General features: G+C 71.5%; 5 protein-coding genes and 1 pseudogene. All 6 read left to right on the top strand.

Annotation, left to right across the window (positions count from 1 at the left end):
• Positions 1-59: 59 nt before the first annotated feature.
• Positions 60-7,958: a non-ribosomal peptide synthetase gene (locus K7I03_RS06315; RefSeq protein ID WP_185946238.1), complete on the top strand. Its 7,899-nt coding sequence runs from the start codon at positions 60-62 to the stop codon at positions 7,956-7,958.
• Complete coding sequence (locus K7I03_RS06310; protein ID WP_185946239.1) at positions 7,955-11,239, top strand: non-ribosomal peptide synthetase; 3,285 nt, start codon at positions 7,955-7,957, stop codon at positions 11,237-11,239. Before K7I03_RS06315 ends, K7I03_RS06310 begins: the two co-directional genes overlap by 4 nt.
• 103 nt (positions 11,240-11,342) lie before the next feature.
• Positions 11,343-15,854, top strand: a pseudogene (locus tag K7I03_RS34475) (amino acid adenylation domain-containing protein); the annotation flags it as partial.
• The gene (locus K7I03_RS34470) at positions 15,828-21,650 is read left to right on the top strand and encodes an amino acid adenylation domain-containing protein (protein WP_449657236.1); all 5,823 of its coding nucleotides are present in this window, start codon (positions 15,828-15,830) and stop codon (positions 21,648-21,650) included. The pseudogene K7I03_RS34475 and the gene K7I03_RS34470, both read left to right, overlap by 27 nt.
• Entirely contained in the window at positions 21,647-22,951 is a 1,305-nt protein-coding gene (dpgA, locus tag K7I03_RS06295) for a 3,5-dihydroxyphenylacetyl-CoA synthase DpgA (RefSeq protein ID WP_221903561.1), read from the top strand. The genes K7I03_RS34470 and dpgA overlap by 4 nt, the downstream gene beginning before the upstream one ends.
• Before the next feature lie 120 nt (positions 22,952-23,071).
• On the top strand, positions 23,072-23,791 hold the full coding sequence (gene dpgB, locus K7I03_RS06290; RefSeq protein WP_185945480.1) for an enoyl-CoA-hydratase DpgB: 720 nt from the start codon (positions 23,072-23,074) through the stop codon (positions 23,789-23,791).
• Positions 23,792-23,802: the final 11 nt, after the last annotated feature.

Raw genomic sequence — 23,802 nt, 5'->3', positions numbered from 1 at the left:
CGCCCCACCCGGTCCGCAGCGCCGCACCAGGACCACGAGCCAGGAAAGCCAGGAGAGCCGTGAACGACATCGAGACCGCACGCCATGCCGCCTCGGCCGCGCAACTGGGCGTCTGGGTCGCCCAGCAACTGGACCCCGGCAGCCCCCTCTTCCACTGCGGCGTCTGCTTCGAGCTGACCGGAACCCTCGAAGTGCCGCTGCTGGAGCGGGCGGTGAACCTGACCGTCGCCGAGACGGACGCGCTGCGCACCCGCTTCACCGAGGACGACGAGGGCCTGTGGCAGCTCATCGACGCACCGGCCGACGCGCCGCTGCGCCTGATCGACCTGCGCGAGCACCGTACGGACGCCACCGGCACCCCCGAGGACGCGGCCCGCGCATGGCTCGAAGCCGCCCTCGCGGCCCCGTTCGACCTGCTCCGCGGCCCCCTCCACGAGCACGTGCTGCTCCGGCTCGACGACGGACGCCACCTGCTCTTCTTCCGCTACCACCACATCGTCCTGGACGGCTACGGCCAGTCCCTCTACTGCCGGCGGCTCGCCGAGACCTACACGGCCCTCACCCAGGGCCGCACGCCGGCCGCCACGGACTTCCACCCGCTGGCGGACCTCCTGCGGGAGGACGCCGAATACCGCACCACCCGGCGGTACCGGCCGGACCGCGACCACTGGCTGACGGCCTCCCGGGACGCCCCCGAACCCGTCACCCTGGCCGGCCGCACCGCACCCGCCTCGGGGGGCGTCCTGCGCCGGAGCACCGCACTGGGCCCCGAGGAGGCCCGGGCACTCCTGGACGCCGTACCCGGCGCCGCCGGCCGCTGGTCCCTCCCGGTCATCGCCGCCACGGCGGCGTACCTGAGCCGGCTCGCCTCCCGCCGCGACGTCGTGCTGGGACTGCCCGTGCCGGGCCGGGTCGGGCGCGCCGCCCTCGAAACGCCGTCGATGATGGCGAACATCCTGCCGCTGAGCCTCACGGTCGACGCGGCGCTCGGCTTCACCGCGCTGGTGGACCAGGTGTCGCGGAAGGTCGCCACCGTCCTGCGGCACCAGCGGTACCGCAGCGAGGACCTGCTGGCCGAACTGGGCTACTCCGGCGGCTCGCAGAGCCTCGTGGGCCCCACGGTCAACATCATGTCCTTCCAGCACCCGACGGTCTTCGGCGACCTGGGCACCACGGCCCGCCAACTGGCGACCGGCCCGGTCCAGGACCTCTCCGTCGTGGCCATCGGCAGCGCGGACGCCCACGACGGCATTCGGCTGGAATTCGACGCCAACCCCGCCGTGTACGGCGAGGACGAACTCGCCGCCCACCTCGAACGGTTCCAGGGCTTCCTGCGCCGCCTCGCCGAGGCCCCGGACACCCCCCTCGGACACCTCGACGTCCTTGGGGCGGCCGAACGCCGCCGGGTGCTCGTGGAGTGGAACGACACCGCCCGCCCCCAGCCCCCGCGCACCCTCCCGCAGTTGTTCGAGGAGCAGGCGGCCAGGACCCCGGACGCCGTGGCGCTGGTGTCCGAGGGCACGACACTGAACTACGCGGAGCTGAACGCCCGCGCCAACCGCCTGGCCCACCGCCTGCTCGCCGAAGGCGTCGGCCCCGAGCAGACCGTCGGCCTGGTGCTGCCCCGCTCCGTCGCGTTCGCCGTCGCGCTGCTGGGCGTGCTGAAGGCGGGCGCGGCGTTCCTGCCGCTCGACCCGGGACACCCGGCGGAACGGCTGGCGTACATGCTGGCGGACGCCGGCCCGGTGCGCCTGCTGACGCTACGCTCCGCGGCCGGCGCGGTCGCCGCGTCCGAGGTGCCCTGCCTGGTGCTGGACGACCCGGGGACCGCGGCCGACCTGGCGGCCCGTCCGGACACCGATCCGGCGGACGGCACCGACCGTCCCGTCCCGCTGGACCCGGAGCACCCCGCCTACGTCATCTACACCTCCGGTTCCACCGGGCGGCCCAAGGGCGTCGTCGTCCCGCACGGCGGCGTCGTCAACCGCCTTACCTGGCTGCGCGAGACCCACCCCCTGGCGCCGGACGACAGGGTCCTGCAGAAGACCCCGTCGAGCTTCGACGTCTCCGTCGCGGAGTTCTTCCGGCCGCTGATCGAGGGCGCCGCCCTGGTCGTGGCCCGCACCGACGGTCACAAGGACCCCGGCTACCTGGCCGACCTCATCCGCGCCGAGCGCGTGACCGCCGTCCACTTCGTGCCGTCCATGCTGCGGGTCTTCCTCCAGTCACCCGAGGCCGCCGCCTGCCGCGACACCCTGCGGCAGGTCTCCTGCAGCGGCGAGGCCCTGCCCGCCGAACTGCAGGCCGCCTTCTTCCGGACCTTCGACATCCCGCTGTACAACCTCTACGGGCCCACCGAAGCCTCCATCGAGGTGACGGCCTGGCAGTGCCGCGACGAGGGCACCGGCGTCCCCGTGCCCATCGGCGCACCCATCCGGAACACCCGCGTCTACGTGCTCGACCACGCGCTGCGCCCGGTACCGGCCGGGGCGACCGGGGAGCTCTACCTCGCCGGCGCCGGGGTCACCCGCGGCTACCACGGCCGCCCCGGCCTGACCGCCGAGCGCTTCGTGGCCGATCCGTACGGCCCGCCCGGGGCGCGGATGTACCGGACCGGCGACGTGGTGCGGTGGCGTGCGGACGGCAACCTCGTGTTCGTCGGCCGCGGGGACGGACAGGTGAAGGTCCGGGGCTTCCGGATCGAACTGGGCGAGGTGGAGGCCGCGCTCGCCGCCCAGCCCGGGGTGGCGCAGGCGGCCGTGGTGGTCCGGGAGGACGTCCCGGGCGACCGGCGCCTGGTCGGCTACGCGGTCCCGGAGCCGGACACCGGGCCCGACCCGGCGCGCCTGCGCGCGCGGCTCGCCGAGCGGCTTCCGGACTACATGGTGCCGGTGGCGGTCGTGGTGCTGGACGGACTGCCGGTGACGGTGAACGGGAAGCTGGACCGCGCCGCCCTGCCGGCCCCCGTCTTCGGCGGGGCCCCGGCGGGACGTGCGCCCCGGTCGGGCCGCGAGCAGGCCCTGTGCGGGCTGTTCGCCGAGGTGCTGGGGGTGGAGCGGGTCGGCGTCGAGGACAACTTCTTCGACCTGGGCGGGCATTCGCTGTCCGCGACGCGGCTGGTCAGCCGGATCCGCTCGGTGCTGGGCGTGGAGCTCGGCATCCGGACGCTGTTCGAGGCGCCGACGGCGGAGGGCCTGGCACGCCGCCTGGAGGACGCGGGCCGGGCACGCCCGGCGCTGGTCGCGAGGGAGCGGCCGGAACGCCTGCCGGTGTCCTTCGCCCAGCGCCGCCTGTGGCTCGTCGGACAGCTCGAAGGCCCCAGCGCCACCTACAACCACCCGCTCGCCCTGCGCCTGACGGGCCCGCTGGACCGGATGGCGCTGGGCGCGGCGCTGCGTGATGTCGTGGAGCGCCACGAGAGCCTCCGGACGGTGTTCGGCGAGGTGGGGGGCGAGCCGCTCCAGCGGGTGCTGGGGATGGCCGAGGTGGGGGAGGTGCTGTCGTGGGTCCCGTTGGCCGGGGCCGGCGAAGAGGCAGTCTCCGCCGCGCTGCGCGAGCGTGCCCGGTACGTGTTCGACCTCGCGGCCGAAGTGCCGGTGCGCGCATGGCTGTTCGGCGTCGGGACGGACGAGTACGTGCTGTTGCTGGTGGTGCACCACATCGCCGGTGACGGCTGGTCGATGGGCCCGCTGGGCCGGGATCTGGAGGTCGCGTACCGGGCGCGGGTGTCGGGTGGTGTGCCGGAGTGGGACGCGCTCCCGGTGCAGTACGCGGACTACGCCTTGTGGCAGCGGGAGTTGCTGGGGGACGAGGCGGATCCGTCGAGTCCGGCCGGGTCCCAGCTGGCGTTCTGGCGCGGGGCCCTGGCCGGCCTGCCCGCGGAGCTGAGCCTTCCGGTGGACCGGGTCCGCCCCGCGGTGGCGTCGTTCGCGGGCGGATCGGTGCCGGTGCGTATCGACGCGGATTTGCATGGACGTTTGGCGGAGGTGGCCCGCGCCTGCGGTGCGAGTGTGTTCATGGTGGTCCAGGCGGGTCTGGCCGCGTTGCTGACGCGGTTGGGCGCGGGGACGGACATTCCGATCGGCTCGCCGGTGGCGGGGCGTATGGACGAGGCGTTGGAGGACCTGGTCGGGTTCTTCGTCAACACGCTCGTCCTGCGCACGGACACCTCCGGGAATCCGTCGTTCGCGGCGCTGGTGGACCGCGTACGGGAGACGGACCTCGCGGCGTACGCGCATCAGGACCTGCCGTTCGAGCGGCTGGTCGAGAATCTCAACCCCGAGCGTTCCCTGGCCCGGCACCCCCTCTTCCAGGTCATGCTCGCCTTCCAGAACGCCGACGGAGCCGCCCTGCGCATCCCCGGCGTCACCACCGAGAACCGGCCGCTCGAAGCCGGCGCGGCCAAGTTCGACCTGTCCTTCGAGCTGCGCGAGCGGCCGTCGGCGGACGGAGCCCCCGCCGGCATCACCGGAACCGTCGACTACGCGGTGGACCTGTTCGACCGGGGAACCGTGGAGCTGATGGTGGAGCGGCTGGTCCGCTTCCTGGAGGCGGTCGCCGAAGACCCCGGCACCCCGGTCGGCCGGGTGGAGATCCTGGAACCGGCGGAACGCGAGCGGCTGCTGGAGCAGTGGAACGACACCGCGGCCGACGTCCCGGACACCACCCTTCCCGAACTCCTCCAGGCACAGGCGGCCAGGACCCCGGACGCCGTGGCGCTGGTGTTCGAGGGAACGCCGCTGACCTACGCGGAGCTGAACGCCCGCGCCAACCGCCTGGCGCACCGCCTGCTCGCCGACGACATCGGTCCCGAGTCCACGGTGGCGGTCCTGCTGGAGCGCTCGGCCGAGCTGGTCGTCGCGCTGCTCGCGGTCCTGAAGGCGGGCGCGGCGTACCTGCCGCTCGACCCGGGGCTGCCGCCGGAGCGCCTGGCGTACATGCTGGCGGACGCCGGCCCGGCGGCCGTGGTGACGCGGCGGTCGGCGGCCGGCGCGGTCGCCGGGGCCGAGGTGCCCTGCCTGGTGCTGGACGACCCGGGGACCGCGGCCGACCTGGCGGCCCGTCCGGACACCGATCCGGCGGACGGCACCGACCGTCCCGTCCCGCTGGACCCGGAGCACCCCGCCTACGTCATCTACACCTCCGGTTCCACCGGGCGGCCCAAGGGCGTCGTCATCCCGCACCGCGGGATCGTCAACCGCCTCGCCTGGATGCAGGACCGCTACGGGCTGACCGCGGACGACCGGGTGCTGCAGAAGACCCCGGCGAGCTTCGACGTCTCGGTCTGGGAGTTCTTCTGGCCGCTACTGGAGGGCGCCACCCTGGTGGTGGCCCGCCCCGAGGGTCACAAGGACCCGGCCTACCTGGCGGATCTCATCCGGACCGAGCGGGTGACCACCGTCCACTTCGTGCCCTCCATGCTGCGGGTCTTCCTCCAGGCCCCCGAAGCCGCCGGCTGCGGCGGCGTGCTGCGGCGCGTGCTGTGCAGCGGCGAGGCGCTGCCCGACGAGGTGCGCGCGGCCTGCGCCCGGGTGCTGGACGTCCCCCTGCACAACCTCTACGGCCCGACCGAGGCGTCGGTCGACGTGACGTCGTGGCAGTGCCGTGACCGGGACGGGGACGGCGGCGCCTCCGTACCGATCGGCGAACCCATCTGGAACACCCGGCTGTACGTGCTCGACGGCTTGCTGTGCCCGGTGCCGGTGGGCGTGGCCGGCGAGCTGTACCTGGCCGGCGCCAACCTCGCCCGCGGCTACCTGCGCCGGCCGGGGCTGACCGCCGGGCGGTTCGTCGCCGACCCGTTCGGGGCCCCCGGCGAGCGGATGTACCGGACCGGCGACCTCGTCCGCCGGCGCCCCGACGGCGCTCTCACCTTCGTCGGCCGCGTCGACGATCAGGTGAAGATCCGAGGCTTCCGCATCGAACCCGGCGAGATCGAGGCCGTGCTCGCCGCGCTGCCCGGCGTCGCCCAGGCGGCCCTGGTGGTCCGCGAGGACACGCCGGGCGACAAGCGGCTGGTCGCGTACGTCGTCCCCGCACTGGACACCGCCCCCGACGCCGGGCGCCTGAAGGCCCTGGCCGGGGAGCGGCTGCCCGAATACATGGTCCCGGCCGCGGTGGTGGTCCTGGAGTCCCTGCCGCTGACCCCCAACGGCAAGCTCGACCGGAGGGGGCTGCCCGCGCCCGACTTCACCGCCGACGCCACGGGCCGGGAGCCGAGGACGCCCAGGGAGCGGGTGCTGTGCGCGCTCTTCGCCGACGTCCTCGGCCTGGAGCGGGTGGGCGCCGACGACGGCTTCTTCGAGCTGGGCGGCGACAGCATCCTGTCGATCCAGCTGGTGAGCAAGGCACGCGCCGCGGGCCTCGGCATCACCGCCGGGGACGTCTTCCGCGCCAGGACGGCCGCCGCCCTGGCCGAGGCCGCCACCGAACTCGACACCGCGGCCGGGGCCCCGGCGCGGGACGCCGACGACGACGGAACCGGACCGTTCCCCCTCACCCCCGTCATGCGGTGGGCGCTGGAACGCGGCGGCCCCGTCGACGGCCTCCACCAGGCCGTCGTGGTCCGCGCGCCCGCCGGACTCGACCTCCCCTCGCTGACCGAGGCGCTGCGCCGGATCGTCGACCACCACGACGCGCTGCGACTGCGGCTGAACCGCACCGGAACCGCGTGGCAGCCGGAGATCACGCCCCCGGGCACCGTCTCCGTTGCCGAGGCCGTCGAGCGCGTCGACGCCACGGAGCTGACCGACGACGAGCTGCGGACGGCCGTGGCCGAGAGCGCCCTGACCGTCCGCGACCGCCTGCGGCCCGACGACGGACGCCTCCTCCAGGCCGTGTGGTTCGACCGCGGCCCCCACACGCCGGGCCGGCTGCTGCTCTGCGTCCACCACTTCGCCGTCGACGGCGTTTCCTGGCGCATCCTCCTGCCGGACCTGGCCGCCGTCCACGCCGGCCTCGCCGCCGGCCACGACGCCCGGCCGGAGCCGGTCGGGACCTCGTTCCGCCGCTGGTCGCAGCGCCTGACGGCCGCGGCGCGGACCGCCGGCCGGGTCGCGGAACTCCCTTTGTGGCAGGAGGTGCTCGACCACTCCGAGCCGCCGATCGGCAGTCGCGCACCGGATCCCCGACGGGACCCGGCCGCGACCGCCCGCTCGCTGACCCTGACCCTGCCCGCCGACGCCACCGGACCGCTGCTGACCACCGCGCCCGCCGCCTTCCACACCGGCGTCAACGAGGTGCTGCTCACCGCCCTGGCCCTGGCCTTCGCCCACTGGCGCCGGGACGGCGGCGGGACGGGGAACGGCCCGCTCCTCCTCGACCTGGAGGGGCACGGCCGTGAGGAGTCCCTCGCGGCCGGCGACGTGTCCCGCACGGTCGGCTGGTTCACCACCGTGCACCCGGCGCGGCTGGACGTGGACGTCAGCGACTGGGACGACCTCTGGGCCGCCGGGCCGGAGGCGGGGCACGCGCTGAAGCGGGTCAAGGAGCAGCTGGCCGCCCTGCCCGACCACGGCGCCGGCTACGGCCTGCTGCGGTACCTCAACCCGGACACCGCCCCCCTGCTGGCCGGACTGGCGCGCCCCCAGGTGCTGTTCAACTACCTCGGCCGCACGACCGCCGGCCGGGACGCCGACTGGCAGCCGCTCGCCGACGTGGACCTGCCCCCGGGAACCGACCCCCGGGCACCGCTCGGCCACACCCTGGAGATCAACGCCATGGCCCGGGACGACGGTGCCGGCCCCGTGCTGACCGCGACCTGGTCCTGGCCCCGTGACCTGCTCGCGGAGGACGACGTCCGGCGCCTGGCGGAGACCTGGTTCCGCGCCCTGCGCGCCCTCACCGCCCACGCCGAGAACCCGGACGCGGGCGGCTACACCCCCTCGGACCTGCCCCTGGTCTCGCTCGACCAGGCACAGATCGACCTCGTGGAAATGATGTGGAGGACGGCCGAGTGAGCAAGGCCCGACTGGAAGACATCCTGCCGCTGACCCCGCTGCAGGACGGACTGCTGTTCCATGCCCTGTACGACGAGCGGCAACTCGACGTCTACACCGTGCAGTTCGTTCTCTCCCTGGAGGGCGACGTGGACGCCGACGCGCTGCGCGCCGCCTGCGCCGCACTGCTGCGGCGGCACGCCAACCTGCGCGTCGGCTTCCTGCACGAGGGCTTGGAGCAGCCCGTCCAGGTGGTGCCCGCCGAGGTGCCGCTGCCCTGGGAGGAGGCCGACCTCCGGGGGCATGGGGGTGGGGCGGACGCCGTCGGGGTGGATGCCCTGGGGCCGGACGCCGTCGCTCCGGATGCCGGCGGGCCCGACGCCGTCGAGGCGGAGACCGCCCGCCTGCTCGCCGAACACCGCGCACGCCGCTTCGACCTCTCGAAGCCGCCGCTGCTGCGCTTCCTGCTGATCAGGCTCCCCGGCGGCCGGTACCGGTTCTCCCTGACCAACCACCACATCCTGCTGGACGGCTGGTCCATGCCGGTGCTGATGCGCGAGCTGCTGGCGCTGTACGAACAGCGCGGCGACGGCTCCGCCCTGCCCGCGGTCACCCCGTACCGTACGTACCTGGCCTGGCTCGCCCGCCAGGACCGCGACGCGGCCCGGCGCGCCTGGGCCTCGGCCCTCGCCGGGCTCGACCAACCCACCCGAGTGGCCCCGGCGGACGTCCGGGACCCCGCCGCCGCACTGCCCGCCCAGCGCACGGCCGAGCTCCCGGAGCGCCTCGGCGACGCCCTGCGCCGACTGGCCAGGACCCACCAGCTGACCCTCAACACCGTGGTCCAGGGCGCCTGGGCGCTGCTGCTGAGCCGCCTGACCGGACGTTCCGACGTCGTCTTCGGCACGACCGTCTCGGGCCGGCCGCCCGAGATCCCCGGGGTCGAGGACATGGTCGGACTGTTCATCAACACGCTGCCCGTACGGGTCCGTATCGACCCGGCGGAGCCCCTGATCGCACTGCTGGCCCGCACGCAGGCCGAGCAGGCCCGGCTGATGGACCACCAGCACCTCGGGCTCGCCGAGATCCAGCGGCTGGCCGGATTCGGCGACCTCTTCGACACCACCACCGTCTTCGAGAACTACCCGCTCGACCCCGAGCTGCTCGCCGGACCGGACGGCGGCGGCCTGCGCGTGACGGACGTCCAGGGCCGCGACGCCACCCACTACCCGCTCGCCCTGATCGCGATGCCCGGACCGCGGCTCAGGCTGCGCCTGGACCACCGGACCGACCTCTTCGACCAGGCCGAGGCCGGCACCCTGATGCGGCGACTGGTCCGCATCCTGGAGGCGCTGGCCGAGAACCCCGAGCAACCGGTGGGCCGCGTGGGGATCCTCTCGCCGGACGACCACGGGCAGCCGCCGGCCGGCCAGGGCACGGCCGGCGCCCCGACGGCGACGGACCTGTCCCTGCCCGAACTGTTCGCGGCGCAGGTGGCCCGTACCCCGGACGCCATCGCCGTGGCCGCCGAACACACCACGCTCACCTACCGGGAATTGGACGACCGCGCCGCCCGACTGGCCCGGCGCCTGGTCCGCGCGGGCGTCCGCCCCGAGGACCGGGTGGCGCTCCTGATGGAACGCACCCCCGACGTGGTGACCGCCGTCCTCGCCGTCACCCGGACCGGAGCCGCGTACGTCCCCCTCGACACCGCCTGGCCCGAGAGGCGCACGCGCTTCGTCCTCGAAGACACCGGGGTCACCGCCGTCATCAGCGACCGCCCGGCCCCGGCGGACGCCTCCGCCCCGGTGGACGCCTCCGGGCCGCCCGCACCCGGCACACCGGCAGCCCCCGGGGGCCCGGCCGTCCTGCACCTGGCCCACCTCGACACCGACGGACCGGAGGATTCCGGCCGAGCGGTGCGGACGGACACCCCGGACCCCGACCAGCTGGCCTACGTGATGTACACGTCCGGCTCCACCGGCACGCCGAAGGGCGTGGCCGTCACCCACCGGAACGTGGCCGACCTCGTCCACCACCACCGCTTCCGGACCGACGCACACGCCCGCGTCCTGATGCACTCCCCCCACGCCTTCGACGCCTCCACCTACGAACTGTGGGTACCGCTGCTGACCGGAGGGCGCGTCGTGGCGGCGCCGCCCGGCCGGCTGGACGCCGGCACCCTGGAACGGGTCATCACTGAGCAGGGCGTGACCGCGCTGTGGCTCACCGCGGGCCTCTTCCGGCTGCTCGCCGAAGAGGCACCCGCCTGCTTCGCGTCCGTCCGCGAGGTGTGGGCGGGCGGCGAGGCCGTGCCCGCGTCCGCCGTCGAACGCGTCCTGGCGGCCGGTTCCGGAACGGTCGTGGTGGACGGCTACGGGCCGACCGAGACCACCACCTTCGCGACCTGCTTCCCCATCGCCGCCGGCGACCCCGTACCGGCGACCGTCCCGATCGGCCGCCCGCTGGACGGCACCCGGACCTATGTCCTGGACGCCGCCCTGCGGCCGGTCCCGCCCGGCACAGCCGGCGAGCTCTACATCGCCGGCAGCGGCCTCTCCCGCGGCTACCTCGACCGCCCCGGGCAGACCGCCGAGCGGTTCGTGGCCGACCCCTTCGGCGGCCCCGGCACCCGCATGTACCGGACCGGCGACCTCGCCCGCCTGCGCGGCGACGGAAACCTCGAGTACCTCGGACGCGCCGACGACCAGGTGAAGATCCGCGGCTTCCGCATCGAACCCGGGGAGACCGAGGCCACGCTGGCCACGCTGCCCGAGGTCGCGCAGGCCGCGGTGGTGGTGCGCGAGGACACCCCCGGTGACAAGCGCCTGGTGGCGTACGTGGTGGCCCGGCCGGGTACCGAACCGGACGGCGCCGGCCTCCTCGCCCGCGCCGGCGAGCTGCTCCCGGACTACCTGGTGCCCGCCGCCGTGGTGATCCTGGAGACGCTGCCGCTGACCGGGAACGGAAAACTGGACCGCAGGGCACTGCCCGCGCCCGACTTCGCCGCCGCCGCGTCCCCCTCAGGCCGCGGCCCCAGGACACCGCGGGAAGAAGTGCTGTGCGGCCTCTTCGCCGGCGTCCTCGGTCTGCCCCAGATCGGCATCGACGACAACTTCTTCCACCTCGGCGGCGACAGCATCCGTGCCACCCGTCTCATCAGCCGCGCCCGGTCCGCGCTCAAGGCCGAGCTGAGCGTCCGCGTCCTCTACGAGAACCCCACCGTGGCCGCCCTGGCCGACCAGCTCCCGGCCGCCGCCCCGGCACGCCCCGCACTCCGCCCGAGGCGCCGCCCCGAATAGCACCCGCCCCGCCCCCCCTTACTTCGCCACCACACCCCCCACTTCGTATCTGCTCCACCGGACACGGCTCCCGGTTGTGACCTATGAGACAGGAATCCACCGCATGATCCCCCTCTCCTTCGCGCAGCGTCGTCTGTGGTTCATGGGGCAGCTCGAGAACTCCGCCGCCATTTACAACATTCCGCTCGCTCTGCGTCTGTCGGGTGAGCTGGACCGCGTGGCCTTGGCCGCGGCGCTGCGTGACGTGGTGGAGCGTCACGAGAGCCTGCGGACGGTGTTCGGTGAAGTGGACGGTGAGCCGTTCCAGCGGGTTCTTGATGTTTCCGAGGGCCTGGTGGATGTCTGTTTCGTCGAGTGTGGTGGGGAGGAGTTGTCGGCGAGGCTGGCGGAGGCGGCGTCTGCCGGTTTTGATCTGGCGGTTGAGGTGCCGGTGCGGGCGTGGTTGTTCGACGTGGGTCCGGATGAGCACGTGCTGTTGTTGGTGGTGCACCACATTGCCGGTGATGGCTGGTCGATGGGCCCGCTGGGTCGTGACCTGGCGGCCGCCTACCGGGCGCGGGTGTCGGGTGGTGTGCCGGGGTGGGACGCGTTGCCGGTGCAGTATGCGGATTACGCGTTGTGGCAGCGGGAGTTGCTGGGGGACGAGTCGGATCCGTCGAGCGTGGGCGGGACTCAGTTGGCGTTTTGGCGGGGGGCTTTGGCCGGTCTTCCGGAGGAGTTGAGTCTTCCGGTGGACCGGGTGCGCCCAGCGGTGGCCACCTTCTCTGGCGGATCGGTTCCTGTCCGTATCGATGCGGAATTGCACGGACGTTTGGTGAGTGTCGCTCGTACCTGTGGTGCGAGTGTGTTCATGGTGGTGCAGGCGGGTTTGGCCGCGTTGTTGACGCGGTTGGGTGCGGGGACGGACATTCCGATCGGCTCGCCGGTGGCGGGGCGTGTGGATGAGGCGTTGGAGGATCTGGTCGGGTTCTTCGTGAACACGCTGGTCCTGCGTACGGATACGTCGGGGGATCCGTCGTTCGCGTCGCTGGTGGGCCGTGTGCGGGAGACGGATCTCGCGGCGTACGCGCATCAGGACCTGCCGTTCGAGCGGTTGGTCGAGGATCTCAACCCCGAGCGTTCCCTGGCCCGGCACCCCCTCTTCCAGGTCATGCTCGCCTTCCAGAACGCCGACGGAGCCGGACTCGATCTGCCCGGAATCCGGTCGGAGCGGTACGACCTGGAAGCGACCGCCGCCAAGTTCGACCTCGCCTTCGGTCTGGGGGAGCAGTACTCGCCGGACGGTGTCCCGGCGGGTATCGAGGGCAATGTCGAGTACGCGGTGGATCTGTTCGACCGGGGCACGGTCGAGCTGATGGTGGAGCGGCTGGTTCGCTTTCTCGGGGTGGTCGCCGAGGCGCCTGATACCCCGATCGGCCGGGTGGAAATCCTGGAGCCGGCGGAGCGGACACGTCTGCTGGAGGAGTGGAACGACACCGTGGCTGACGTGCCTGATGCCACGCTTCCGCAGCTGTTCGCGGCTCAGGTGGCGCGTACGCCGGATGCGGTGGCGTTGGTTGACGGAGATGTCCGGCTGAGCTATGCCGAACTGGACGCTCGGGCGGATCGAGTGGCGCACGGCTTGATGGCCGAGGGCGTGGAGTCCGGGTCGTTGGTCGCCGTGTTGATGGAGCGGTCGGCTGATCTGGTCGCCGTGCTTCTTGGGGTGCTGAAGGCCGGTGCGGGGTACGTGCCGTTGCATTCGGGATATCCGGTGGAGCGGATAGAGGCGATTCTTACCGAGGCTTCGCCGGCCGTTGTGGTGGTGGATGAGGTTTCGGCGCGGCATGAGTGTGTGGGTGGGCTGGATTGCGCTCCGGTCTTCGCGCGGGATGTGTTGTCGGGTGTGGTTGGTGTGGGGGATCCGGGGGTGGTGGTTTCTCCGGGTGGTGTGGCGTATGTGATGTATACGTCGGGTTCGACGGGGCGGCCGAAGGGTGTGGCGGCGACGCATGCCGGTGTGGCGGCGTTTGCGCTGGACCGTTGCTGGACGGGTGTCGCGGAGCGAGTGCTGTTCCATGCGAATCACGCTTTCGACGCGTCGACGTACGAGTTGTGGGTGCCGTTGCTGTCGGGCGGGTGTGTGGTGGTGGCTCCCGCCGGCAATGTCGATGCCGCGGGTTTGCGGGCGTTGGTGCGGCAGCACGGCTTGACGAATGTCCACGCGACGGCGGGTCTTTTCCGGGTGTTGGCGGAGGAGTCTCCGGAGGTGTTCGCGGGGGTGCGTGAGGTGTCGACCGGTGGTGATGTGGTGTCGGCGGCCGCGATCCGCAATGTGTTGGCGGTGTGCCCGGATGTCGTGGTGCGTTCGACGTACGGGCCGACGGAGACGACCGCGTTCGCGACGCATATTCCGTATCTGGCGGGTGATGAGGTGCCGAATGCGGTGCCGATCGGCCGGCCGATGGACAACACCCGCGCCTATGTCCTCGACGCTGCCTTGCGGCCTGTACCAGTAGGCGTAGCAGGCGAGTTGTATCTCGCGGGTACGGGGCTGGCGCTGGGTTACCTCGGTCGGCCGGGTCTGACGGCCGGGCGTTTCGTGGCTGACCCCTACGGCCCGCCCGGTACGCGGATGTACCGGACCGGTGACGTGGTGCGCTGGCGGGCGGACGGCCACCTGGATTTCGTCGGCCGTGGAGACGAGCAGGTCAAGATCCGCGGCTTCCGCATCGAGCTGGGTGAGGTGGAGGCCGCCCTGGCCGCCCAGCCGGGTGTGGCACAGGCCGCCGTGGTCGTCCGAGAGGACGTTCCCGGGGACAAGCGCCTGGCCGGTTACGTCGTCCCGGAGCCGGATACCGAGATCGATGCGGTGCGCCTGCGCGCCCGCCTCGGCGAACACCTCCCCGACTACATGGTCCCGGCCTCCGTGACGGAGCTGCCCGCACTTCCGCTGACGCTCAACGGCAAGATGGACTGGCGTGCCCTGCCTGCTCCGGAATACGCGACGGGCTCCTCCGGCCGGGCGCCGGCCTCCCCCCAGGAGGAGCTGCTTTGCGGGCTGTTCGCCGAGGTGCTGGGGGTGGAGCGGGTCGGGGTCGAGGACAATTTCTTCGACCTGGGCGGTCATTCGTTGTTGGCGACGCGGTTGGTGAGCCGGGTTCGTTCGGTGCTGGGTGTGGAGCTCGGTATCCGGACGTTGTTCGAGGCGCCGACGGTGGAGGGCGTGGTACGCCGCCTGGAGGACGCGGGCCGGGTGCGTCCGGCGCTGGTGGCGGGGGAGCGTCCCGAGCGTCTGCCCGTGTCCTTCGCGCAGCGTCGTCTGTGGTTCGTGGGGCAACTGGAGGGACCCAGCGCCACCTACAACATCCCCCTGGCAATGCGCCTGACCGGCGCGCTGGACAGGGATGCGCTGAACGCGGCACTCACGGATGTCATCAGGCGTCACGAGAGCCTGCGGACGGTGTTCGGTGAAGTGGACGGTGAGCCGTTCCAGCGGGTTCTTGATGTTTCCGAGGGCCTGGTGGATGTCTGTTTCGTCGAGTGTGGTGGGGAGGAGTTGTCGGCGAGGCTGGCGGAGGCGGCGTCTGCCGGTTTTGATCTGGCGGTTGAGGTGCCGGTGCGGGCGTGGTTGTTCGGCGTGGGTCCGGATGAGCACGTGCTGTTGCTGGTGGTGCACCACATTGCCGGTGATGGCTGGTCGATGGGCCCGCTGGGTCGTGACCTGACGGCCGCCTACCGGGCGCGGGTGTCGGGTGGTGTGCCGGGGTGGGACGCGTTGCCGGTGCAGTATGCGGATTACGCGTTGTGGCAGCGGGAGTTGCTGGGGGACGAGTCGGATCCGTCGAGCGTGGGCGGGACTCAGTTGGCGTTTTGGCGGGGGGCTTTGGCCGGTCTTCCGGAGGAGTTGAGTCTTCCGGTGGACCGGGTGCGCCCAGCGGTGGCCACCTTCTCCGGCGGATCGGTTCCTGTCCGTATCGATGCGGAATTGCACGGACGTTTGGTGAGTGTCGCTCGTACCTGTGGTGCGAGTGTGTTCATGGTGGTGCAGGCGGGTCTGGCCGCGTTGTTGACGCGGTTGGGTGCGGGGACGGACATTCCGATCGGCTCGCCGGTGGCGGGGCGTATGGACGAGGCGTTGGAGGACCTGGTCGGGTTCTTCGTCAACACGCTGGTCCTGCGCACGGATACGTCGGGGGATCCGTCGTTCGCGTCGCTGGTGGGCCGCGTACGGGAGACGGATCTCGCGGCGTACGCGCATCAGGACCTGCCGTTCGAGCGGCTGGTCGAGGCCCTCAATCCCGAGCGTTCCCTGGCCAGGCACCCCCTCTTCCAGGTCATGCTCACGTTCCAGAACGTCGGCGATGCCGGCCTGGACCTGCCCGGCATCACGGCCGACGCGCTTTCGCTGGACAACGGGGTGTCGAAGTTCGACTTGGCTTTCGGGCTGCGTGAGCAGGTGTCGGCGGATGGTGTTCCGGCGGGTATCGAGGGCAATGTCGAGTACGCGGTGGATCTGTTCGACCAGGGAACCGTCGAGCTGATGGTGGACCGCCTGGTTCGCTTTCTCGGGGTGGTCGCCGAGGCGCCTGATACCCCGATCGGCCGGGTGGAGATCCTGGAGCCGGCGGAGCGGACACGTCTGCTGGAGGAGTGGAACGACACCGAGACCGATATCCCCGACGCCACTCTCCCCGCCCTCTTCCAGGCGCAGGCGGCCCGAACTCCGGATGCTGTGGCACTGATCCACGAAGGTGCCAGCATCAGCTACGCGGAGTTGAACTCCCGCGCCAACGCTGTGGCGCATCACCTGATGAGCGAGGGCGTTGAGTCCGGCTCGCTGGTCGCCGTGCTGATGGAGCGGTCGGCCGATCTGGTCGCGGTTCTACTGGGTGTGTTGAAGGCCGGCGCGGGTTATGTGCCGCTGCATTCCGGCTACCCGGTGGAACGGATAGAGAGCATTCTCGCCGAGGCTCGGCCGGCTGTCGTTGTGGTCGATGAGGTTTCGGCACGGCATGAATTCGTGCGTGGGCTGGATTGCGCTCCGGTCTTCGCGCGGGATGTGTTGTCGGGTGTGGTTGGTGTGGGGGATCCGGGGGTGGTGGTTTCTCCGGGTGGTGTGGCGTATGTGATGTATACGTCGGGTTCGACGGGGCGGCCGAAGGGTGTGGCGGCGACGCATGCCGGTGTGGCGGCGTTTGCGCTGGACCGTTGCTGGACGGGTGTCGCGGAAAAAGTCCTGTTCCATGCGAATCATGCTTTCGACGCGTCGACGTACGAGTTGTGGGTGCCGTTGCTGTCGGGCGGGTGTGTGGTGGTGGCTCCGGCCGGCAATGTCGATGCCGCGGGTCTGCGCGCGTTGGTGGACGACTACAACATCACCAACGTCCACGCGACGGCGGGTCTTTTCCGGGTGTTGGCGGAGGAGTCTCCGGAGGTGTTCGCGGGGGTGCGTGAGGTGTCGACCGGTGGTGATGTTGTGTCGGCGGCCGCGATCCGCAATGTGTTGGCGGTGTGCCCGGATGTCGTGGTGCGTTCGACGTACGGGCCGACGGAGACGACCGCGTTCGCGACGCATATTCCGTATCTGGCGGGTGATGAGGTGCCGAATGCGGTGCCGATCGGCCGGCCGATGGACAACACCCGCGCCTATGTCCTCGACGCCGCCTTGCGGCCCGTACCAGCAGGTGTAGCAGGCGAGTTGTATCTCGCGGGTACGGGGCTGGCGCTGGGTTACCTCGGTCGGCCGGGTCTGACGGCCGGGCGTTTCGTGGCTGACCCCTACGGCCCGCCCGGTACGCGGATGTACCGGACCGGTGACGTGGTGCGCTGGCGGGCGGACGGCAATCTCGACTTCCTCGGCCGTGGAGACGAGCAGGTCAAAATCCGCGGCTTCCGCATCGAATTGGGCGAGGTGGAGGCCGCCCTGGCCGCCCAGCCCGGCGTGGCGCAAGCGGCCGTGGTCGTCCGAGAGGACGTTCCCGGGGACAAGCGCCTGGCCGGCTACGTCGTCCCGGAGCCGGATACCGAGATCGATGCTGTGCGCCTGCGCGCCCGCCTCGGCGGACACCTCCCCGACTACATGGTCCCGGTGGCGATCATGGTGTTGGGCGGGTTCCCGGTGACGGTGAACGGCAAGCTGGACCGCCAGGCGCTGCCTGCTCCCGCCTTCGACTCCGCCTCTTCGGGACGATTGCCGTCGTCGCCTCAGGAGGAGGTGCTCTCCGCGCTGTTCGCCGAGGTGCTGGGGGTGGAGCGGGTCGGGGTCGAGGACAATTTCTTCGACCTGGGCGGTCATTCGTTGTTGGCGACGCGGTTGGTGAGCCGGGTTCGTTCGGTGCTGGGTGTGGAGCTCGGTATCCGGACGTTGTTCGAGGCGCCGACGGTGGAGGGTGTGGCCCGTCGTCTTGAGGGTGCGGGCCGGGTGCGTCCGGCGCTGGTGGCGGGGGAGCGTCCCGAGCGTCTGCCCGTGTCCTTCGCGCAGCGTCGTCTGTGGTTCGTAGGGCAACTGGAGGGACCCAGCGCCACCTACAACATGTCGCTGGCGATGCGCCTGACCGGTGTCTTGGACCGTACGGCGTTCGAGGCGGCACTGCGCGACGTCGTCGGGCGTCACGAGAGCCTGCGGACGGTGTTCGGCGAAGTGGACGGTGAGCCGTTCCAGCGGGTTCTCGATGTTTCCGAGGGCCTGGTGGATGTCGGCTTCGTCGACTGTGGCGCGGAGGAGTTGCCGGCGAGGCTGGCGGAGGCGGCGTCTGCCGGTTTTGATCTGGCGGTTGAGGTGCCGGTGCGGGCGTGGTTGTTCGGCGTCGGGCCGGATGAGCACGTGCTGTTGCTGGTGGTGCACCACATCGCCGGTGATGGCTGGTCGATGGGCCCGCTGGGTCGTGACCTGACGGCCGCCTACCGGGCGCGGGTGTCGGGTGGTGTGCCGGAGTGGGACGCGCTGCCGGTGCAGTACGCCGACTACGCGCTGTGGCAGCGCGAACTGCTCGGGGACGAGGCGGACCCGGCCGGCGTGGGCGGGACTCAGTTGGCGTTCTGGCGCGCCGCCCTTGCCGGACTCCCGGAGGAATTGACTCTTCCGGTGGACCGGGTGCGTCCAACGGTGGCCACCTTCTCCGGCGGATCGGTTCCTGTCCATATCGATGCGGAATTGCACGGACGTTTGGTGAGTGTCGCTCGTACCTGTGGTGCGAGTGTGTTCATGGTGGTGCAGGCGGGTTTGACCGCGTTGTTGACGCGGTTGGGTGCGGGGACGGACATTCCGATCGGCTCGCCGGTGGCGGGGCGTATGGATGAGGCGTTGGAGGACCTGGTCGGGTTCTTCGTCAACACGCTGGTCCTGCGCACGGACACCTCCGGAAATCCGTCGTTCACGGCGCTGGTAGATCGTGTGCGGGAGACGGATCTCGCGGCGTACGCGCATCAGGACCTGCCGTTCGAGCGGCTGGTGGAGGCCCTCAATCCCGAGCGTTCCCTGGCCAGGCACCCCCTCTTCCAGGTCATGCTCACGTTCCAGAACGTCGGCGATGCCGGCCTGGACCTGCCCGGCATCACGGCCGACGCGCTTTCGCTGGACAACGGGGTGTCGAAGTTCGACTTGGCCTTCGGGTTGCGCGAACGGGCATCGGCGGATGGCACTCCGGCAGGTATTGAGGGCAATGCCGAGTACGCGGTGGATCTGTTCGACCGGGACACGGTCGTGCTGATGGTGGACCGCCTGGTTCGCTTCCTGGGGGCAGTCGCCGAGGCCCCCGACCTCCCGATCAACCAGGTGGAAATTCTGGAGCCGGCGGAGCGCGAGCGCCTGCTGGAGGAGTGGAACGACACCGAGACCGATATCCCTGAGGCCACCCTCCCCGCCCTCTTCCAGGCGCAGGCGGCCCGCACTCCGGACGCGGTCGCACTGGTTCACGGGGATGTCCGGTTGACGTACGCGGAGTTGAACTCCCGCGCCAACGCTGTGGCGCATCATTTGATGAGCGAGGGCGTTGAGTCCGGCTCGCTGGTCGCCGTGCTGATGGAGCGGTCGGCCGATCTGGTGGCGGTTCTTCTCGGTGTGTTGAAGGCCGGCGCGGGTTATGTGCCGCTGCATTCCGGCTATCCGGTGGAACGGATCCGCGGCATCCTGGCCGAGGCCGGGACGAATATCCTGATCGTGGACGAGGCGATGACCTCACACGAGGCCGTTTCCGCCATCCCGGAGGCATCCGGGACCGTGCTGTCCGCGCGGGATGTGTTGTCGGGTGTGGTTGGTGTGGGGGATCCGGGGGTGGTGGTTTCTCCGGGTGGTGTGGCGTATGTGATGTATACGTCGGGTTCGACGGGGCGGCCGAAGGGTGTGGCGGCGACGCATGCCGGTGTGGCGGCGTTTGCGCTGGACCGTTGCTGGACGGGTGTTGCGGAGCGAGTGCTGTTCCATGCGAATCATGCTTTCGACGCGTCGACGTACGAGTTGTGGGTGCCGTTGCTGTCGGGCGGGTGTGTGGTGGTGGCTCCGGCCGGCAATGTCGATGCCGCGGGTCTGCGCGCGTTGGTGGACGACTACAACATCACCAACGTCCACGCGACGGCGGGTCTTTTCCGGGTGTTGGCGGAGGAGTCTCCGGAGGTGTTCGCGGGGGTGCGTGAGGTGTCGACCGGTGGTGATGTGGTGTCGGCGGCCGCGATCCGCAATGTGTTGGCGGTGTGCCCGGGTGTCGTGGTGCGTTCGACGTACGGGCCGACGGAGACGACCGCGTTCGCGACGCATATTCCGTATCTGGCGGGTGATGAGGTGCCGAATGCGGTGCCGATCGGCCGGCCGATGGACAACACCCGCGCCTATGTCCTCGACGCTGCCTTGCGGCCTGTACCAGTAGGCGTAGCAGGCGAGTTGTATCTCGCGGGTACGGGGCTGGCGCTGGGTTACCTCGGTCGGCCGGGTCTGACGGCCGGGCGTTTCGTGGCTGACCCCTACGGCCCGCCCGGTACGCGGATGTACCGGACCGGTGACGTGGTGCGCTGGCGGGCGGACGGCAATCTCGACTTCCTCGGCCGTGGAGACGAGCAGGTCAAGATCCGCGGCTTCCGCATCGAATTGGGTGAGGTGGAGGCCGCCCTGGCCGCCCAGCCGGGTGTGGCACAGGCCGCCGTGGTCGTCCGCGAGGACGTTCCCGGGGACAAGCGCCTGGCCGGTTACGTCGTCCCGGAACTGGTAGGCACCACCCTCGACACCGCCCACCTGCGCGCCCGCCTCGGCGAACGCCTTCCCGACTACATGGTCCCGGCCTCCGTGACGGAACTGTCCGCCCTTCCCCTGACGCTCAACGGCAAGCTCGACTGGCGCGCCCTCCCGGCCCCCGCGTACACGACGGGCTCCTCCGGCCGGGCGCCGGCCTCCCCTCGGGAGGAAGTGCTCTGCGAGCTGTTCGCCGAGGTGCTGGGCGTGGACCGGGTCGGGGTCGACGACAACTTCTTCGAGCTCGGCGGCCACTCGCTGATGGCGATGCGGCTGGTGAGCCGTATCCAATCGGTGCTGGGTGCGGAGCTCGGCATCCGGGCTGTCTTCGAAGCGCCCACGGCGGCGGGCCTGGCGGCGCGCGTCGACGGCGTGTCGGCGGGGGACTCCCTGCGGCCCCTGCTGGCCCTGCGGGAGAGCGGTACCGGGACGCCCCTCTTCTGTGTGCATCCCGCGTCCGGCCTCAGCTGGTGCTACGCGGGCCTGTTGAAGCGGCTCCCGGCGGGCTTCCCCGTCCACGGCATCCAGGCGCGCCTGCTGTCCGAAGGGGGGAGCGCGCCCGACTCGGTCGAGGCGATGGCCCGTGACGGCGTCGCCGCGATGCGGTCGGTGCAGAAGACCGGCCCGTACCGCCTGCTCGGGTGGTCCCTGGGCGGTCTGGTCGCCCATGCGATGGCCGCCATGCTGCAGGAGGAGGGGGAAGAGGTCTCGTTCCTCGCGCTGCTGGACGCGCGGCTGCGCGCCAAGGACGGGGACCCCGTGGACGACCGGTCCGAGCGGGAGGTGCTGCTGGCGGGGCTGCGCGAGCTGGGCCACGTGGTCGACGAGGCCGATGCCCGGCGGATCACGACCGTCGCGGACGCCGCCGGTTACCTCGTCGAACGGGACCGGGAGTTCGCGGCCATGGACGGCGCGACGGCCGCGTCCATGATCGGGCTGTCGCTCGCCAACAAGCGGCTGATGAACGAGCACCGGCCTCCGGTCTTCCGGGGGGACGCGTTCTTCTTCACCGCCGGGGAGGAGGACGACGCGGCCGGTGACCCGGCGGCGGCGTTCGCGCCCTACGTGGACGGTCCTCTCCACCGGCACGTCATCGCCTGCACCCATCGCGAAATGGGACGCCCGGCCGCCCTCGCGGAGATCGCTGGTCTGGTCGCACCCCACCTCGCCGGGGCCGGGGAAACCGGACCCGAGGAATCCGGCGCATGACCACGAGCGCAAGCACCGCGCCCCCGCGCCGCCCTGGCAGCGGTAGCGGCAGCGGCAACGTCAAAGGCGACGGAAGCGGCAACGACAGCGGCAACGACAGCGACAGCGGAAGACCTGAGACGGCCCGACAGGCCGTTCTCCGAACCAGAGAGCACACAGTGATCAAGAGCGACGTGACGGGGCTCCTCGCCGGAGCACGGCCGCATATCGTGGAGGTGGCCACGGCCGTGCCTCCGCAGTCCTACACCCAGGCGGAAGTACTCGACCTCTACGACATAGCGGACCCGCGCATCCGCTCGCTGTTCGCCAACAGCGCCATCGAGCGCCGCCACCTGACCATCCCCCCGATCGAGGCCGGAACCGGCAGGCCCCGCATGGAGACCCAGGGCGAACTGCTGGCCAAGCACCGCCGGAGCGGTCTGGCGATGGGCGCGGAGGCACTGGAGAAGTGCGTCAAGCAGAGCGGCGCGGCGCTGTCCGACATCGGCTACTTGGCGTGCGTCACGACCACCGGCTTCCTCACCCCCGGTTTCTCCGCCCGGCTCATCAGGGACCTGGGCCTGCCCCACACCTGCTCCCGCAGCGACATCGTGGGCATGGGCTGCAACGCGGGCCTCAACGCCCTGAACGCCGTGGCCGGCTGGGCCAGCACCCACCCGGGCGAGCTCGCCGTGATGGTGTGCATCGAGGCGTGCTCGGCGGCGTACGTCTTCGACGACACGATGCGCAGCGCCGTCGTCAACAGCCTGTTCGGCGACGGCGCGGCCGCGGTGGCTCTCAGGGCCCCGGCCGGGCAGGACCTCCTGGAGGCCGGTGCTTCCGGGAGCGGTGCCACCGAGGCGATCTCCGGCGGCGGGCGCGGGCCGCAGATCCTGAAGTTCGCGAGCTGCGTCATCCCGGAGGCGCTGGACGCCATGCGGTACGACTGGGACGACGATCACGGCAAGTTCAGCTTCTTCCTGGACCGGGACGTCCCGTACGTCGTCGGGGCCAACGCCGAGGACGTCGTCGACCGGCTGCTCGCCGGCACCGGCGTGCTGCGCAGCGAGGTGGAGCACTGGGTCGTGCACTCGGGCGGGAAGAAGGTCATCGACTCGGTGATGGTCAACCTCGGCCTGACCAGGTACGACCTCCGCCACACCACGGGTGTCCTGCGCGACTACGGCAACCTCTCCAGCGGGTCGTTCCTCTTCTCCTACCAGCGTCTGCTGGAGGAGAACGTGGCACGGCCCGGCGACTATGGCGTGTTCATGACCATGGGTCCGGGCTCGACCATCGAGACGGCCCTCGTCCGCTGGTGACAGCGCACCGGCGGACCGGCCGGTGACAGCTCACCGGCCCGACCGGCCCGCGGCCGGTCCCCGTACCACGTACCACCCCTCGTGGTGCGATCGGCAGCAGTGAACGAAGGAATGATGAAAGTGACAGCGATACCGCAGACCGACGTCGTGCGGCTCCGGCTCGACCTGACGGCGGGCATCAGGGAGCTGACCCGGGTGCTGGTCGAGTGCTGCGAGCGGGCCGAGCGCGAGCGCGCCGCCACGGTCGTGGTGGAGGCGGGCGAGGGCACGCCCGCATGGCCCGGTGACGCCGATGTGCACGCCGTGAACAAGTGGGAGCGCGCGCTGCGCCGCTTCGAACGGCTCGACGCCGTCACGGTCGTCGCGGTGTCCGGTACGTGCGGCGGTCCGGCGCTCGAGGTGCTGACAGCCGCGGACGTCCGGCTCGGCGGGCCGGACCTGCGGCTCGCCCTGCCCGTGGTGAACGGCGGCTTCTGGACCGGCATGGCGCTGCACCGGCTGGGCAACCGCATCGGCACCTCCCGCACCCGTCGTCTGGTCTTGGCCCGCGCCGGGCGGGGTGCGCTGACCGCGGCCGAGGCTCACGGCCTGGACATCGTGGACGAGATCACCGACGACGTCGACGCCTGGTGCGCCGCCTTCACGACTGCCGGAACCCCCGTCCGGGACCCCCGGCTGCTCCGGAGCCTGGTCCTCGACGCCGTGCACACGCCGTTCGAAGAGGCCCTGGGCATCCACCTCGCCGCATGCGACCGCACCCTGCGCGCGGCAGCGACGACGGTGGCGGCAGAGGCGCCTGAGGCGGCGGCAGAGGCGACGACCGCCTCCGCGACGGCCTGAGACGGAAGGAC

The sequence above is a fragment of the Streptomyces mobaraensis genome (assembly GCF_020099395.1).
Lineage (GTDB): Bacteria > Actinomycetota > Actinomycetes > Streptomycetales > Streptomycetaceae > Streptomyces.
This window is presented reverse-complemented; position numbering and strand designations above follow the sequence as displayed.

Bases quoted from the DNA above. Each gene is read 5' to 3' on its own strand.
- dpgA (WP_221903561.1), top strand. From the start codon at position 21,647: ATGACCACGAGCGCAAGCACCGCGCCCCCGCGCCGCCCTGGCAGCGGT.